The 14,945-nt window shown below is 37.1% G+C and carries 16 protein-coding genes; 8 read left to right on the top strand and 8 right to left on the bottom strand.

Features of this window, described 5'->3' with window-relative positions; translation table 11 throughout:
- Positions 1 to 10: 10 nt before the first annotated feature.
- Positions 11 to 1,519, bottom strand: a complete 1,509-nt coding sequence (locus D9V35_RS05110; protein WP_162988584.1) for a carboxylesterase/lipase family protein — start codon at positions 1,517 to 1,519, stop codon at positions 11 to 13.
- Positions 1,520 to 1,796: 277 nt separating this feature from the next.
- Here D9V35_RS05110 and D9V35_RS05105 point away from each other — a divergent pair, with 277 nt between their 5' ends.
- Both D9V35_RS05105 and D9V35_RS05100 read left to right on the top strand, forming a co-directional pair.
- The gene (locus tag D9V35_RS05105; protein ID WP_232347464.1) at positions 1,797 to 2,468 is read left to right on the top strand and encodes a glycine zipper domain-containing protein; all 672 of its coding nucleotides are present in this window, start codon (positions 1,797 to 1,799) and stop codon (positions 2,466 to 2,468) included.
- A gap of 29 nt (positions 2,469 to 2,497) precedes the next feature.
- Positions 2,498 to 2,962, top strand: coding sequence for a hypothetical protein (locus tag D9V35_RS05100; protein WP_122123644.1), 465 nt, complete (start codon positions 2,498 to 2,500; stop codon positions 2,960 to 2,962).
- 7 nt (positions 2,963 to 2,969) lie between these two features.
- Here the strand turns inward: D9V35_RS05100 and D9V35_RS05095 are convergent, their stop codons facing one another.
- The 7 genes from D9V35_RS05095 to D9V35_RS05065 all read right to left on the bottom strand — a co-directional run bounded on the left by D9V35_RS05095 (position 2,970) and on the right by D9V35_RS05065 (position 11,085).
- Entirely contained in the window at positions 2,970 to 3,986 is a 1,017-nt protein-coding gene (locus D9V35_RS05095) for a HoxN/HupN/NixA family nickel/cobalt transporter (RefSeq protein WP_122123643.1), read from the bottom strand.
- Between the two features lie 81 nt (positions 3,987 to 4,067).
- Positions 4,068 to 4,403 carry a DoxX family protein gene (locus tag D9V35_RS05090; protein ID WP_122123642.1) on the bottom strand — a complete coding sequence of 112 codons (336 nt, stop codon included), beginning with the start codon at positions 4,401 to 4,403 and terminating at the stop codon, positions 4,068 to 4,070.
- Positions 4,404 to 4,562: 159 nt separating this feature from the next.
- Positions 4,563 to 5,591, bottom strand: a complete 1,029-nt coding sequence (locus D9V35_RS05085; protein WP_122123641.1) for an isocitrate/isopropylmalate dehydrogenase family protein — start codon at positions 5,589 to 5,591, stop codon at positions 4,563 to 4,565.
- 95 nt (positions 5,592 to 5,686) lie between these two features.
- Positions 5,687 to 7,444 (bottom strand): aminopeptidase P family protein, encoded by a 1,758-nt coding sequence (locus D9V35_RS05080; RefSeq protein WP_122123640.1) that lies wholly within the window; start codon positions 7,442 to 7,444, stop codon positions 5,687 to 5,689.
- 31 nt (positions 7,445 to 7,475) lie between these two features.
- Positions 7,476 to 7,973: a GNAT family N-acetyltransferase gene (locus D9V35_RS05075; protein WP_122123639.1), complete on the bottom strand. Its 498-nt coding sequence runs from the start codon at positions 7,971 to 7,973 to the stop codon at positions 7,476 to 7,478.
- Positions 7,970 to 8,875 (bottom strand): 50S ribosomal protein L11 methyltransferase, encoded by a 906-nt coding sequence (locus D9V35_RS05070; RefSeq protein WP_122123638.1) that lies wholly within the window; start codon positions 8,873 to 8,875, stop codon positions 7,970 to 7,972. The genes D9V35_RS05075 and D9V35_RS05070 overlap by 4 nt, the downstream gene beginning before the upstream one ends.
- Positions 8,872 to 11,085 (bottom strand): ATP-dependent helicase, encoded by a 2,214-nt coding sequence (locus D9V35_RS05065; protein WP_122123637.1) that lies wholly within the window; start codon positions 11,083 to 11,085, stop codon positions 8,872 to 8,874. The genes D9V35_RS05070 and D9V35_RS05065 overlap by 4 nt, the downstream gene beginning before the upstream one ends.
- Before the next feature lie 50 nt (positions 11,086 to 11,135).
- Between D9V35_RS05065 and D9V35_RS05060 the strand changes: the two genes are divergently transcribed.
- The 6 genes from D9V35_RS05060 to dnaQ are packed head-to-tail and all read left to right on the top strand — an operon-like array spanning position 11,136 to position 14,829.
- On the top strand, positions 11,136 to 11,879 hold the full coding sequence (locus D9V35_RS05060) for a JAB domain-containing protein (RefSeq protein ID WP_122123636.1): 744 nt from the start codon (positions 11,136 to 11,138) through the stop codon (positions 11,877 to 11,879).
- Between the two features lie 28 nt (positions 11,880 to 11,907).
- On the top strand, positions 11,908 to 12,366 hold the full coding sequence (locus tag D9V35_RS09500; protein ID WP_122123635.1) for an N-formylglutamate amidohydrolase: 459 nt from the start codon (positions 11,908 to 11,910) through the stop codon (positions 12,364 to 12,366).
- Positions 12,291 to 12,695 carry an N-formylglutamate amidohydrolase gene (locus D9V35_RS09495; RefSeq protein ID WP_122123634.1) on the top strand — a complete coding sequence of 135 codons (405 nt, stop codon included), beginning with the start codon at positions 12,291 to 12,293 and terminating at the stop codon, positions 12,693 to 12,695. Before D9V35_RS09500 ends, D9V35_RS09495 begins: the two co-directional genes overlap by 76 nt.
- Positions 12,692 to 13,531, top strand: a complete 840-nt coding sequence (locus D9V35_RS05045; protein ID WP_122123633.1) for a shikimate dehydrogenase — start codon at positions 12,692 to 12,694, stop codon at positions 13,529 to 13,531. The genes D9V35_RS09495 and D9V35_RS05045 overlap by 4 nt, the downstream gene beginning before the upstream one ends.
- A 9-nt stretch (positions 13,532 to 13,540) precedes the next feature.
- Complete coding sequence (gene coaE, locus D9V35_RS05040) at positions 13,541 to 14,137, top strand: dephospho-CoA kinase (protein WP_122123632.1); 597 nt, start codon at positions 13,541 to 13,543, stop codon at positions 14,135 to 14,137.
- Positions 14,134 to 14,829, top strand: a complete 696-nt coding sequence (gene dnaQ, locus D9V35_RS05035) for a DNA polymerase III subunit epsilon (RefSeq protein WP_122123631.1) — start codon at positions 14,134 to 14,136, stop codon at positions 14,827 to 14,829. Before coaE ends, dnaQ begins: the two co-directional genes overlap by 4 nt.
- The last annotated feature ends 116 nt before the right edge of the window (positions 14,830 to 14,945 follow it).

Below are 14,945 nucleotides of genomic sequence, written 5' to 3'. Positions count from 1 at the left end.
CAGGATTTTTTTATTTTTTTAATGCATTTTCAATATAATCCAATCTCGATTGAAATGGATCAGTTTCAAATTTGATACCGGTTGTTGAAAAATTGAGTAATTTATCAGGATGAATTTTAAATTCGGAAAATTCCGATAATCCGTCTACTTTAGGTTTTGAATATTTTGCAAAATTGACCCAATATTTTTTTATTGCTTCTGACATGGCATTGTCTTGAGGTGTCAAGGATGAGTATACTTTGTTCAACGTTCCAAAAACATAGGGTAATTCTGATGCATGTGGTGCCCCATAGGAAGTATAAGGACGGGCCGAACTGGTAATATAGGAAAAACGATAGCGATAGACAGGAACATTTTTACTGGCAATTTGTTGTGTCAATAACCGGGTCGGTTCAAGAATTTGAATATCGGCCATAAATTGATGCAAAATTCTGGTTTCGGATAGTTTTCCATTCGGATTATAAATTTTATTGAGATCCTCTATATTCATTCCCAGCTTGCCTGCCATATCTTTCAAACCGGATTGGTTAATCATAAAACCATCACCACTCGTATCGCCGATTAATGTAGGAACAGGATAAAAAGCACCTTTTTCAAAAGCACTATCAAGGGATTGCTTCAACATGATACCATCAATAATCAATCCTGAAAAATAGTCAGGTTGTAGATCATCTAAATTCAATTTATCGACAATGGTTTCAGCAGGTAGCTTACGCAAATTTTCCAAAGCATATTCATCGTTTTGGATATTATTTTTTTTTGCGAAATTTAGGCCTGTTTTTTCTGCGTCATCAATGGTTCTGGGTGGGAAAAAGCGTGAATGCCCTGTTCCAGATTGAATAATGGCCTTATTAAATAAACCTTTTGCCTCTGAAATGGTCATTAGGGATATAATTGAGGCGCCGCCTGCAGATTCGCCAAATAAGGTGATATTATCGCTATCCCCGCCAAAAGAGGAAATATTTTTCTGTACCCATTGTAAAGCTGCAATTTGGTCCATAATTCCATAGTTTGCCCATTTGTTCTCCTCATTTTCTTGCTGCAAGTCCGGACGTGCAAAAAAACCAAAACGTCCAAGTCTGTAATTGAAAGTAACAACTATAACCCCTTCATTTGCCATTGAACTGCCATCGAAGACTTCCTGATTACTTCCGCCGGAAACAAAACCACCGCCATGAATCCAGACCATTACAGGATATTTTTTTGGAGTTTCGTTTTTTTCAAAAAAGGATTTTGGCATCCAGATATTAAGATATAAGCAATCCTCGCTTGTTATAGGAAAGGTTTCTTTCTTATCCCATCGATTGGGATACTGACTGCAATTTGGTCCATATTCAGTGGTTGTTTTGATTCCCTGCCAAGGCTGAACAGGCTGTGGGGGAAACCATCTGAATGAACGAACAGGAGGCGTGGCATACGGAATCCCTTTGAAAATAGCTAGTTGGTTATCAAAATATCCCTGAAGTTTTCCTTGATTATTTAATTCAATAAAAGGATGTGATGTTGATGCTGAAGTCATTGTAATAAGCGCCAAAGATGATAAAAATGTGAGAAAAAATTGAAATATTACTTTTTTTAAAAAAGGGTATTCATACATGCGTATTGTACTTTTATATGAAATGAACAAATCTGAATGTTTATAGGCCAGTTAACTCAAATAGTATAAATAAATATCTCTTTTATGATATAATTATCACCTTACAACAATTATCGTGATTCCAAAATTTATTAAAGGATTGGATCATGAACCCATTTGGTTTAGATTATTTGTATTTAATAAAATATTAAGGTAACGTATGTCCAGATCCTATTTTACTAAAATTATTATTGGCTGTTCCTGTTTTTCATTAATGGCATGTACACCTGCCTATAATCCAAATCTATCTCCCGAACAAAATCGACAAATGCAAAGAAATTCCCAATTCAATCAAACGCTTGGGACAGGAGCATTGAGCGGTGCAGCTCTTGGGGCTTTGGTGGGAGGTTTGGCTGGTCATGGTAAGGGGGCTTTGATTGGTTCATTAAGTGGAGCGGCATTGGGAACCGGTGCTGGATATGCTGTTGCACATCGTACAGAAAATCAGCAGTTACAGGAAGATCAATTGAACAAACAAATTGCCGCCGCTCATCAGATAGCTTTGAATGCAAGTAATGACGCGCAACAGGCATCGCTGCAGGTTGCTCAGTTACAGAGACAACTGGCAAACCTTAATAAACAGATAGCGTCAAAAAAAATTACTGTTAGACAATATAAACAACAATTATCTCATTTTAATAATCAAAAAGCCCAATTAAACAATAAGATAAATTATTATTCTAAACAAAGTGAGCAAATGCACCAATACGCTCAGATAGCTCATGATAATCGTTTTGAGCAGGAAGCACAATCAACAGATGCAGCAGTTAGCCGTTTAAAATATGCCGAGAATATTTTAGTGAATGGCATGAACAATCAACCTGCAGGTTGATTAAAATAAATTTTCAAAAGGATTTATTAATGAAATTCTATCAATTTATCATACCCTTAACTTCATTCATGATATTGACAAACTGTTCCAATCCTCAAAGTTGTGATCCTGATAAAACAAATTTTTTTAGCGGATTGGGATGTTCTGTTGGTAATGGTTATAATAAACGCTCCCAGAATTTGAATAATCAATTGCAATATGAACAGCAAAATGCGGTAAACCAGCAACAGAATGCGGCTCAGGCTCATTCACAATCCATTGAATTGCAGACCAGGTTAGAACAAAGACGCAATCAATTGACTCAAATAGATAATCAGGCTTGGGCTGTACGGAAAAAATTGCAGCATGCTCGAGCGAATCATAGTTTGACGCAACAGCAGTTAAATCAGAAACAAAAATTGCTCGATAATTACAATGCAAGAAGATCCAGGGTAAATGATGATCCTTCACAAAAGGATCTAAATGCTCTGTCAGCAATCTTGGGTAAAATGTAATGAATAATTAGGTAGCTTTCCTAAATTTATGAAATATTGTAAAGGATGAGATCCAGCAGAGTATAAATATACTGATAATTATGAAACCTGCTGACCCTAGATTTTCTTGTAATTCTTGCACTTGATCCCAAAAAAATCCGGAAAGCTTGAATTTTTCCTGTAACAACCCTAGAATTTCAATTCCACCAATGACAGTCGCGATAAAGATTGAAAGGCCAGTCATGGTTAGATTGTACCATAATTTCCTTAGTGGTTCTTTAAATGCCCAATTATAGGCACCTGTCATAACAATACTGTCTGTAGTGTCAATCAAGGTCATTCCGCAAGTAAATAAAAGCGGAAAAACCATAGTATCCCACGTGGCCATGCCTTTAGCTGCCTGTATGGCGGCAATTCCCAATAAACCGATCTCGGTTGCGGTATCGAATCCCAAACCGAAAAGAAAACCCAATGGTAACATATGCCATTCCTTGGACACCATGCGAAAGGCGGGTTTTAAAATTCTCGATAAAAATCCTCTTGAAGCGAGTATATTATCCATATCCTCGATTGAATAGGATTTATTTGCACGAAAATCTTTGAATATTTTCCAAATTTTCAAAAATATAAAAAAATTGATAAATGCTATGATCAACAAGAAACTGCCGGATACCAAAGTCGCTAGGGTGCCACCAATTAATTGGAATTCATCAATTTGTGTTTTGAACCGATTGGCAAAAGCTGCAACGAGCAGACAAAAAAGAATAACTATACTTGAATGACCAAGAGCAAACCATAATCCAGTGGCAAGGGAAGGTTTTTTATGTTGGGTAAATTGTCTGACAACATTATCAATGGCAGCAATGTGGTCTGCATCCACTGCATGACGTAAACCGAATACCCAAGCCAAAAACGCTGTGTTGAGAAGAAGTGGTGAATGGTAAAATGATTTCAGGGCCCAAATCCATGCAAGTGTATTTGCAAGTATCAAGAAAAAATAAATGGAAATGACAGATTTTACCGGACGTTTAGGAGAAATTCGCATCAAAATCCTTGAGATATATATTAAAACCCCTTTTATTAAAGTAATTTAACCTTAAATAAAAGGGGCATTAAAATTCAGATTTTAATTTTTTTTACACCGTAAAAGCGAGAGAGCGGCAAAAATACCAACACCATCAAGAGCGAGATCCTGTTTTCTTTTATGTTTCAGACCTGCAGCAAACATGCATGTTGCAGCTGCCAATAGGGTAAGAGCACCCAATTTAGAGGTTTTTTTGCATAAAAGCATTGATGCCCCAGCAACTTCAAGGCCACCAACTATTTTCATATTGGTTTGAGACCAATTCATTTCAGAAAATCTTTTTTCTTGGATGCTAGCGCCTAAAACCTTGCTTGTTCCACATGCAACAAATCCCAAACCAACAAGGGTTTTAAAGATTTTTTTGCAACATTTAGCCATAATTATAATCTCCTAAATATGAATATTTTGTAAATAAGTGTAACAATTACCATTCCAAGAAATTAAGTAAATAAATTTGAAATGAACTTATTTAAAACTGTAAATATATTTTACAAAATGCCTGTAAGAAAATCTATATAAATCGAAGATTATGATAAATTAAGCTACAGCTTGTTTTAATGCCGCCGTAATTTCTTTCGTAGTTACATCACCTCCCAGGTCACGGGTTCTGACTTTATCCTCTACAACAACTTTATGAATTGCCTTATCAATTCTTTTTGCAAGATCGTCACGTTTAACATGTTTCAACATTAAGGCTGCGGCTCTCAACACAGCGATAGGATTGGCGCAGTTTTTACCTGCTATATCTGGAGCGGAACCATGAACAGCCTCAAACATTGCCGCTTTTTCACCGATATTAGCGCCTGGTGCAAGACCCAGCCCACCTGTTAAACCTGATGTCAGGTCTGATAGAATATCCCCGAAGAGATTGGTTGTAACGATTACATCGTAGGTTTCGGGTTTTATAACCAGTTCCATCGAACAGGCATCAACAATACGTTCCTCACAGGCAATTTTGCCTTCGTATTCCTTGGCAACCTTGCGACCCTCTTCAAGAAACAGACCGCATAATTCTTTAAGAATATTAGCCTTGTGAACAAGTGTAACCTTTTTACGATTGTTTTGCACTGCATAATCAAAGGCAAATTTCACAATTCTCCGGCATTCTTTACGTGAGGTGTAACCTGCACATGTGGCGATAGCTTTCAGATCATTATCAACAGGGATATGATTTTCCATGGCAGCATAAAAACCTTCGAGATTTTCACGTATTACAACAATGTCAATATTATCAAATCTGCCACCCTGAATAAGAGTTTTGGTGGGACGAACATTTGCATAAAGTCCGAATTCCCTGCGTAGGGTAACATTGATTGAACGGTAACCTTTACCTACAGGTGTTGTCAGGGGTCCTTTCAATACCAGGCCAGTTTTGTGAATACTCTCGATTGTTGACTGAGGTAATGGATCGCCTGATGCATCCACGCCAGCCATGCCCGCAAGTTGTCTGTCCCATTTGAATGGTGCCTGAATGGCATCGAGAATTTCGATAGTTGCACCAACAATTTCGGGACCTATTCCATCGCCTGGGATAAGGGTGGCTGGAATTAGAGATAGATTTGACATGATTGTACCTTTGAATAATTCTAAATAAAAATTAGATCTATGTTAATTTCATATATTTTTATCATCGATCTCGGGGTTAATAAAGGCATCAACTATCAAATGAACGTGCACATTTTCATGAGCCATGTTTGCTCATTTTTATTCAGATGAGGATAGATCAAATCGGTAATTTGTTTATGATAATTGTTTAACCAATTTTTTTCCTGTGGGGTTAACAAAGTTGAATTTATGATTTTCCAGTCAAAAGGGACAAGCGTTAGGGGTTTAAATTTCAAAAAGTTATCATAAGGAGCCTTGCAAACAAGTAAAAGGTTTTCAAGACGGATACCATGATGTCCAGCAAGATAGTATCCTGGTTCATTGGAAAGAATCATTCCTTCTTTTAGGGAAATAGGAAAGGGTTGTGATGATATTCGACAGGGACCTTCATGTACGGAAAGATAACTTCCCACACCATGACCAGTTCCGTGATCATAATTCAAACCGTTCTGCCATAAAGCGTAACGTGCCAATACGTCAAGTTGACTTCCTGTTGTTCCAATTGGAAAAACGGCTGATGAAAGTGCGATATGGCCTTTTAGAACCATTGTTGCCTGTTCACGAATTGAGGAGGGGGCAAATTTTTTTCCCATCCAAATGGTGCGGGTGATATCTGTGGTTCCGTCTTTGTACTGCCCGCCACTGTCAATAAGGTAAAGCTGATTTTCCCTTATAATCGAGTGGTTTGTTTTTGTTGCTTGGTAATGGATAATCGCACCGTTGGAACCGATGGCAGAGATTGCGGGAAAACTCTCCTCTTTGTAAAATTTTCCCCCGGTTTCTATTCTGAACTGGTTGAGTTTTTCTGCCACTACAGTTTCGGATTTATCAATACCATGTTTCTCAAGCCAGAATAAAAAACGGCACATTGCAATACCGTCCCTGATATGGGCATTTATGGCACCTTTTTGTTCAACTTGATTTTTGCATGACTTGGGCAATAGAATGGGATTTGTACGATAATGAATTGATATTTCTTGTTTTTCTAGAAGTTGAATAAATCCTATCGGTGTCTGATTTTTATCCAATCCTATGACAAAAGATGTGATTTTTCTTAAATCTGAATATATATCATTTCGTGAACATAATTTTACAGTGTGACCGAGAAAATCTGACAGTGTTTCGGAATATTGTTCCTGATCTGCATATAAACATACATGATCTCTATATAAAATTGCAAAAACAAGTGGAATAGGGCTATATGGAACATCGGAACCACGAATATTAAGAAGCCAGCATATAGAGGCTGGATCACAAAATATAAATGCATCTTCATTGTTGAAAAGTAGTTCTTTTTGCAATTTTTCGATTTTATTATGATGTGATAAACCAGAAAATTCCAGAGGATGAGGTTCAATAGGTTGATTAGGATAGCCTGGTTGATCCAGCCAAATTGTGTCTATTGGATTATCAGTGATTGGAACAAGTATTATTTTATTATTTTGTAGTGATTCCAAGTTTTTTTGACTCATTAATCTTGGGTCATATCCTAATTTTAATTTTTGCAGATGATTGTGATCTAAGATCCATGCAAGAGGTGATTTATGGGAAATATGGTGATATTCCCATAATTCTTGGTCAAGCTGCTGTTGCATTTGAAGAATATAGCGTCCATCTGAAAATACAGCAGCATTATCCGGTAATACAACAGCTATGCCTGCACTTCCAGTAAATCCAGTCAACCACGCAAGGCGTTCGGCATAAGGGGCGACATATTCATTGAGAAATTCATCCCCGCGATTGATTATAAATCCGTCAAGATGATCTTTTTTTAGTATGGAACGTAGCGAAGACAGTTTTTCTGTATGTTGCATAAGATGATTTTATTCAAGGTTATTAATGATCTTAATTTATTATTTTGTACATGAACAATAGATCCAGCCATTTTTCAAATTTTATTCCTGTTTGCGGTAAGATACCTGCATGTTTGAATCCGAACCATTCATGTAATCGTATCGAGACCTGGTTATTGGCGGTTATGGCAGCGACCATGACATGCACATTATTTTGGGAGGCATAATTCACAAGATGCTTCATCAGTTTTTTGCCAAGTCCTTGACCCTGGGCTTCCGGAATCAGATAAACCGAATGCTCAACAGTATGTTTATACCCGTCATAGGCCCTGAAATGTCCATATGTGGCAAAACCGAGGATTTTTTGCTGTTCATTGACGGCAACAAAAATCGGGAATCCCTCTTTTTCATGGTTTTCGAACCATACTAGCTGTTCATCATAGGTGCGGACTTTTGTCATCCAGAAAGCCGTTCCATAAATAATCTCTCGATTAACGATCTGGAGGATACTGTTAAGATCCGTAATTAATGCATGGCGGATTTGAATCATTTTTCTCTCGGTTTTTTAAGAATTAATGTCGCCCAATGTCCCTGTGTAACTTTGTCTTCAAGCTTCAGACCCTGTTTTTGATGTGCGGACAATACCATTGCTGTTTGGGATATAAGTAGACCCGATAATATTGCTATACCTTCAGGTTGTAAATTTCTGGCTAGATTTCTGGCCATTTTACATAAGGGACGTGCAAGAATATTGGCAAAAACAAGATCATATGGGGCTTGCTTTCGAATTGAAGGTGTCAGCCAACCATTACCAACCTCACAATGGACGAAATTCCCCAGTTTGTTTCTTTTAACATTTTCTCGGGCAGCTCGAACGGACCATGGTTCAATATCAACAGCCAGAACCTTTTTGTGGAATAAGGCAGCTGCAGCCATTGCCAAAATTCCTGAGCCACATCCAAGATCTAGAATTTTACGAGGATTTTTATAAGCGATCTTTTCAAGGGCAATTAGACATCCACGAGTTGAACCATGTTCACCAGATCCAAAAGCCACACCTGCATCAAGGGTTAAAACAACACGTGAAGAAGAGATTGGATCGTTCAAATGCGTGCCACGAATAATGAACATATTACCCACTTTTTGTGCAGGAAAAGATTCATAGGTTTTTGCAAGCCATCCTTCTGTTTCAGTGGAATGTTTTTGGATTTCTGGAAAGAACTGGGTAAGGCCGCCTGCTAACGTAATTGCACTGTTAAGCTCTTTATCTCCATAGCCTGTATCCTTGATTCCTTCCAATCGCCAAAGATTCTTGTCTTCATTTTCCTCAAATATCCCTACGGTCGGGCAAACCGTGTTTAGGGCCTGTTCAAATATTTCAATATGTTTTTCTGGAACAATTAGTGAAATGGTTTCAAGCGCATTGGCATGCCGTTTAGTTTTTAATGTCATGATGTTTCCGTCACAAAGCTGTCTATAACGTTTTTAATTCCGGTTTTATCAAAATTGATTTCAAGTTTATTCTGTTCAGTCTTTAATACAGTTCCATAACCGAATTTTTGATGAAACACACGGGCACCTACAAGAATATTTTTAGATTTTGGCAAATTTTGACGTTGTTTATTTGGTGTAAAAATATTTCCAAAAGAAATGGTGTCTCGGGTTTCTTTCTGTTTTTTTTCAAAATTCAAATTATCAAAATAATTTGGATTACTATGGTTTCTATTGATTCTGATTGACGGATTTACAATAAACTGGCTGGGTAATTCTTCAATGAAACGGCTGGGAATTGCTGATTGCCAGTTTCCATAAATCTGGCGGTTTGCGGCATAGGATATCACCAGATTTCGCCTGGCACGGGTAATGCCAACATAAGCCAAACGTCTTTCCTCTTCCAAGCCATTCAATCCATTTTCATCCAGTGTGCGTTGTGAGGGAAAAAGGCCTTCCTCCCATCCCGGCAAAAAAACAGTATCAAATTCAAGGCCCTTGGCGGCGTGAAGTGTCATTAAATTGACCTTGTCATCTCCACTCAGTTCATCATTATCCATTATAAGAGAGATATGTTCCAAGAATTCATACAAAGATTGAAACTCGGACATCGCCCGGAAAAGTTCCCTGATGTTTTCAAGTCGACCTTCTGATTCAACAGACTTGTTTTGCTGCCACATCTCAATATAGCCGCAATGATGAATCAGGTCATCAATCGCCTTTAGATGACCAGCTTTTTCACTCGTGGATCTTGCCATTTCAAGTTGAAGCATCAGTTGATTCAGTTCACTCGCTACCTTACCCCTGATTATTCCCTGATTTAATGCTTGCTGTGCTGCCATCGTTAGGGAAATATTGGACTCTCGGGAAAGCAGATGCAATTTCTGAAGGGCGGCTTTGCCAATTCCGCGTTTCGGAACATTAATGATTCTTTCAAATGCCAAATCATCAGACGGCTGGGCGACAGTGCGCATGTAAGCGATGACATCGCGTATTTCAGCACGTTCGTAAAACCTTACCCCGCTAATGATTTTATAGGGTATTCCCAATTTAATCATGCATTCCTCAAAAGGACGGGTTTGGGAACTGGTACGCATCAGGATTGCCATATCGCCAAATTGTTGTTCTTTTTTGTGAAAATCAATAATATTTTTACAAATGATTCTTGCCTCTTCATCGGAATCATAGGTTGAGAGAATTTTGATTTTTTCTCCTTCAACGGTGGCATTGGCAGCGTGAAGAGTTTTTCCCAATCGTTGCGAGTTAAATGATATCAAGCCTGATGCGGCACCAAGGATAGAAGAGGTTGAACGATAATTATTTTCCAAACGGATAATTTTAGCCCCTGGAAAATCCCTTTCAAATCTCAAAATATTGGTTATATCTGCCCCACGCCAGGAATATATGGATTGATCGTCATCTCCTACACAGCAAATATTGGCTTCTTGTCCATTTTTTTGGGCTAATAATTTTAACCACAAATATTGTATCATATTGGTGTCTTGATATTCATCAACCATAATATACGTAAAATAACGCTGATATTTTTCCAAGATATGTTGATGCTGGCTAAAAATATTAAACATGTGCAGCATAAGATCGCCAAAATCACATGCGTTAATTTCCCGCAGGCGTTTTTGATAATGGGCATAAATTGTCTTGATTAGGGAATTTCCGGATTTATTTATTTCATCATTAGGCAAATTATCCGGTGAGTAACCCTTGTCTTTCCAGAACTGGATTATACCAAGAATTAACTGTGGGGATACTCTTTTTGTGTCGATTGAATAAGCGGGTGTAATTTGCTTGATTAGGCGTAATTGATCATCTGTGTCCAGAATGGTGAAATTAGAGGTTAATCCGACAAGTGTAGCATTTTGCCTTAACATCCTTGCACATATTTTATGAAAACTTCCCAACCATAATCCCTCGACTGGTTTATTTATGAGGCTGGCAATTCTTTCGCTCATTTCTCTTGAAGCTTTATTGGTAAAAGTCACCGCTAAAATCTGATTGGGATACGCTTTTCCTGAAAGGAGAATATGGGCAAAACGTGATGTTAAAACACGAGTTTTACCGGTTCCGGCACCAGCCAGCACTAGAATAGGACCTTCTGTTGTTTCAACAGCTTTTTTTTGCGTTTCGTTAAGTTGGCTTAGATATTGGGTCATTACGCTTTACAGGATTGAATTAATTTTCAATATTGTTGATAAGGTGATTGATGAAATCAAATGATAACAGGTTGAACATATTAATGGATCATAATTCTTCTTTACCCTCGAATTATAAAGGAAGCAAACCTTTTAAAAATTTGGACGGTAGAGGGCATCGCAACCGTATGCGTTCAAAAATTTTATCCAGGGGAACAGATGTTCTCGAAGATTACGAGATCCTTGAAATGCTGTTATATTCATTCATTCCCAGAAAGGATACAAAACCTTTGGCAAAACAATTGATTAACCAGCATGGTTCTTTGTGGCATGTTATCAAAGCAAATACAGATCGTACTGATCAGATCATATACAGTAAGAGATTTACTGAATTGATTCAATTCATTCAATTGGTGGCTTTGCGTCTATGCATGTCTGATTTAATTGTGCCAACAAGTTTTAAACGCTTGAATGAAATGGTTGTTTTTTTGGAAAAAAACTTTCCAAAACAGGATAAAATCAATCTTAAATCCTTGAGGATAATTTATTTAAACAGTCAATATAGCTTCATCAAAGAATATTTTATGGTGTATCCATCAAAAAATTCTGTTGCGACTATACTAAAGAAAGCGATTGAAAATGATGCGACTCAAATTGTATTGGTACATTATATTAATGAAGAAATAACTCCTGATATGAAATATCAGATTGATCAATTCTCCAAAATGTTGCAATCAAAGGTTGGTTTTTTTGATTTAAATCTCAGTGAACATTTATTTTGTGTTAATCATCATTATGTTAGTATATTAAAATAATCCAGAACCCAACAAACTGACTGCGTTTATGTTTTACAAATCAAAATCATCCAGTATTTTATCAGTCAATGATCCTGATCCTGTGAATATGATAAACCGGCATTCGATTTCACCCTTTTTGATTATTTGTGATCATGCAGGGAAATTCATTCCTGAAAAACTAAATAACCTTGGATTGGAGCCAAATGATCTTGAGCGACATATTGCTTTTGATATTGGAATAAAAGGGGTAGGAAAAAAACTTGCAAAAAAATTAAATGCCACGTTAATTCTTCAAAACTATTCAAGACTTGTCATTGATTGCAACAGAAATCCAAATCATGAAAACCTGATTATTGAAATTAGCGATAAAACAGTTATAAAAGGTAATCTTGATTTGTCTGATGAGGAAAAAAATCACGTGTTTCATCAATTTACAATTCCTATCATGCTTGTATTGAACAGGATATTGAACGTCGACAAAATGCGCAGATTTCAACCTGTTTAATAGCGCTGCACAGTTTTACACCTCAAATGGATAATATTGAAAGACCCTGGCATGCGGGTATTTTGCATGATCGTTATCCGGAATTCGGATTAATATTCAAAAAATATCTTGAGCAATATTATGATTTTCCAATTGGAGATAATGAACCCTATCGATTAAATGAGAAGAATGATTATTCTGTACCTTGTCATGCGTATGGAGGAAAATTGCCATATTTGGAACTGGAGATTCGACAGGATTTAATAAGATCGGAAATTCAGCAAAAGGAATGGGCGGATCGTCTGGCTTACTTATTGCCACTGACTTTACAGGAATACGGAAAACGATGAATATTATTACAGGAAAAGCTAAAGTTGCTGCGGTTCTTGGGTGGCCAGTTGAACATTCCCGATCTCCCCTGCTTCATAATTTTTGGTTGAATCGGTATGGAATTGACGGGGTTTACATTCCTCTGGCCGTTAAGCCTGAAAATTTCAAAAAAGTCATAATTGGCCTGTCAGCTTCGGGGTTTAAAGGATGCAATATAACCATCCCCAATAAAGAAATTGCCTTTTCTTGTTGTGATGAGGTTGATGAAATCGCGAGGAAAATAGGTTCTGTCAATACCTTGACTTTTAAAAATGACGGTAAGATATTTGGCACTTCTACAGATGGTGCTGGTTTTATAGAATCCCTTAGGGATCATAACATCAGAATTAAAAATTGTAATGTACTAATACTTGGAGCAGGTGGGGCTGCACGTTCGGTTATTTCATCGCTTGCCCATGAGAAAGCGAAGATTACAATAGCAAATCGCACAAATTCCAGGGCATTGCAGCTTGCTCAAGATCTTGGGACAGGTAATGTTATCGCATGGGATACCTGGACATCTTTATTGGGTCAATATGACTTACTGGTAAATACAACCTCTTTGGGAATGGAAGGGAAAGAAAGTTTTGATTTTGATCTATCCAAAGCAAAATCAGGTTTGGTTGTTACGGATATTGTCTATGTTCCTCGTTTAACCCCTCTGTTAAAAGTGGCAAAAGAATTCAATTTGAAGACCATTGAAGGATTGGGGATGCTGCTTCACCAGGCCCGTTTCGGTTTTCGCGAATGGTTTGGAGTGGATCCCAAGATTGATTCCGAGACAATCGAATATGTTGCCAAAACAATTAGAGCATAATATTTCATTATGAAGATATTGGGCGTAACAGGTGGAATGGGTATGGGTAAAACCACGGTATGTTCCCAGTTGCGTAAAGAGGGTTTCCCAGTTTTTGATGCTGACCATGTTGTGCATCAATTACAGGGATCTGATGGTAAAGCTTTACCATTTCTTGCCAAAGCTTTTCCCGGGTCAGTGCATGACAATATACTTGATCGATCCTATTTGAGGAAATTAATTTCACAGGATCGGAATAATCTAAAAAAAATTGAAAACATTATCCTTCCATTGGTTGATATGGAACGAAAAAAATTCATCCAATTTTGGCAGGGAAAAAGAAAATTATGGTGTGTATTGGATATTCCCTTGTTGTTCGAAAAAAAGATAGATCAAGTATGCACCAAAACCCTTTTGGTTAATGCACCAAAGCAAATTCAAAAAATACGCATTATCAATCGAGGTGGAATTTCATGGCAACAGGCTGAAATATTAATTTCTCATCAGCTTCCCAATAGTTTGAAATGTCAATGGGCGGATAGGGTTATTCAAACAGGATTGAATAGGGCATATACTTACATTCAGGTAAAGCGCTTGGCTATATTAATGAAGAAAGATCAATTATGAAAAAAAGGTCTGTACTTTTTGATACAGAAACAACAGGTGTCAATCCAGATAATGGCGATCGAATTATAGAAATTGCCGCAATAGAGTTAATCAATGATTTGCCAACAGATAATTTTTATCATGTTTTGATTGATCCAGAGCGAGATATTCCTGTTGAGGCAACACGAATTCATGGATTTACAATTGAAGATCTGCAAGGTAAGCCAAAATTCAAGGATATTGCTGACGAGTTTCTGAATTTTATTCAAAATGATCCCCTGGTCGCGCATAATGCACCGTTTGATTTTAAATTTGTAAATTCAGAACTGAAATATATCAATCGTCCAACATTATCTCTGGACAGAATGGTTGATACCTTACAAATTGCCCGTGCTCAATATCCATCCTCGCCAAATAGCCTGGATGCATTATGTCGACGGTTTTCGATAGATTTGTCAGAACGCACAACACATAACGCGTTGTTGGACTGTAAATTATTGTCAGAGGTGTATATTCAGCTTACGGGCGGCCGTCAGAGAGGATTGAGCTTTGATAATCAAACAAAGGAAAAAATAAGAAAAACCTATAAAAAAAATCATATTCATCAACCCGTTTTCATGAAAGCCACTGAAAAAGAATTGAAGATTCACAAGGAATTTTTGAATAAGAAAATACCAAATGCCTTATGGAATCATTTTATGGATAAAAATTGATTATTCAATAATTTAATTTGTGAATAGGTTGCATATTAAGAAAATAATCTTTTATTTTGATATACTATATTCAAATTTTGTTTGATTTTATAAGTTTAGATTAAATAGAATATTTA

The sequence above is a fragment of the Commensalibacter melissae genome, from assembly GCF_003691365.1.
In the GTDB taxonomy this organism is placed as follows: Bacteria; Pseudomonadota; Alphaproteobacteria; order Acetobacterales; family Acetobacteraceae; genus Commensalibacter; species Commensalibacter melissae.
This window is presented reverse-complemented; position numbering and strand designations above follow the sequence as displayed.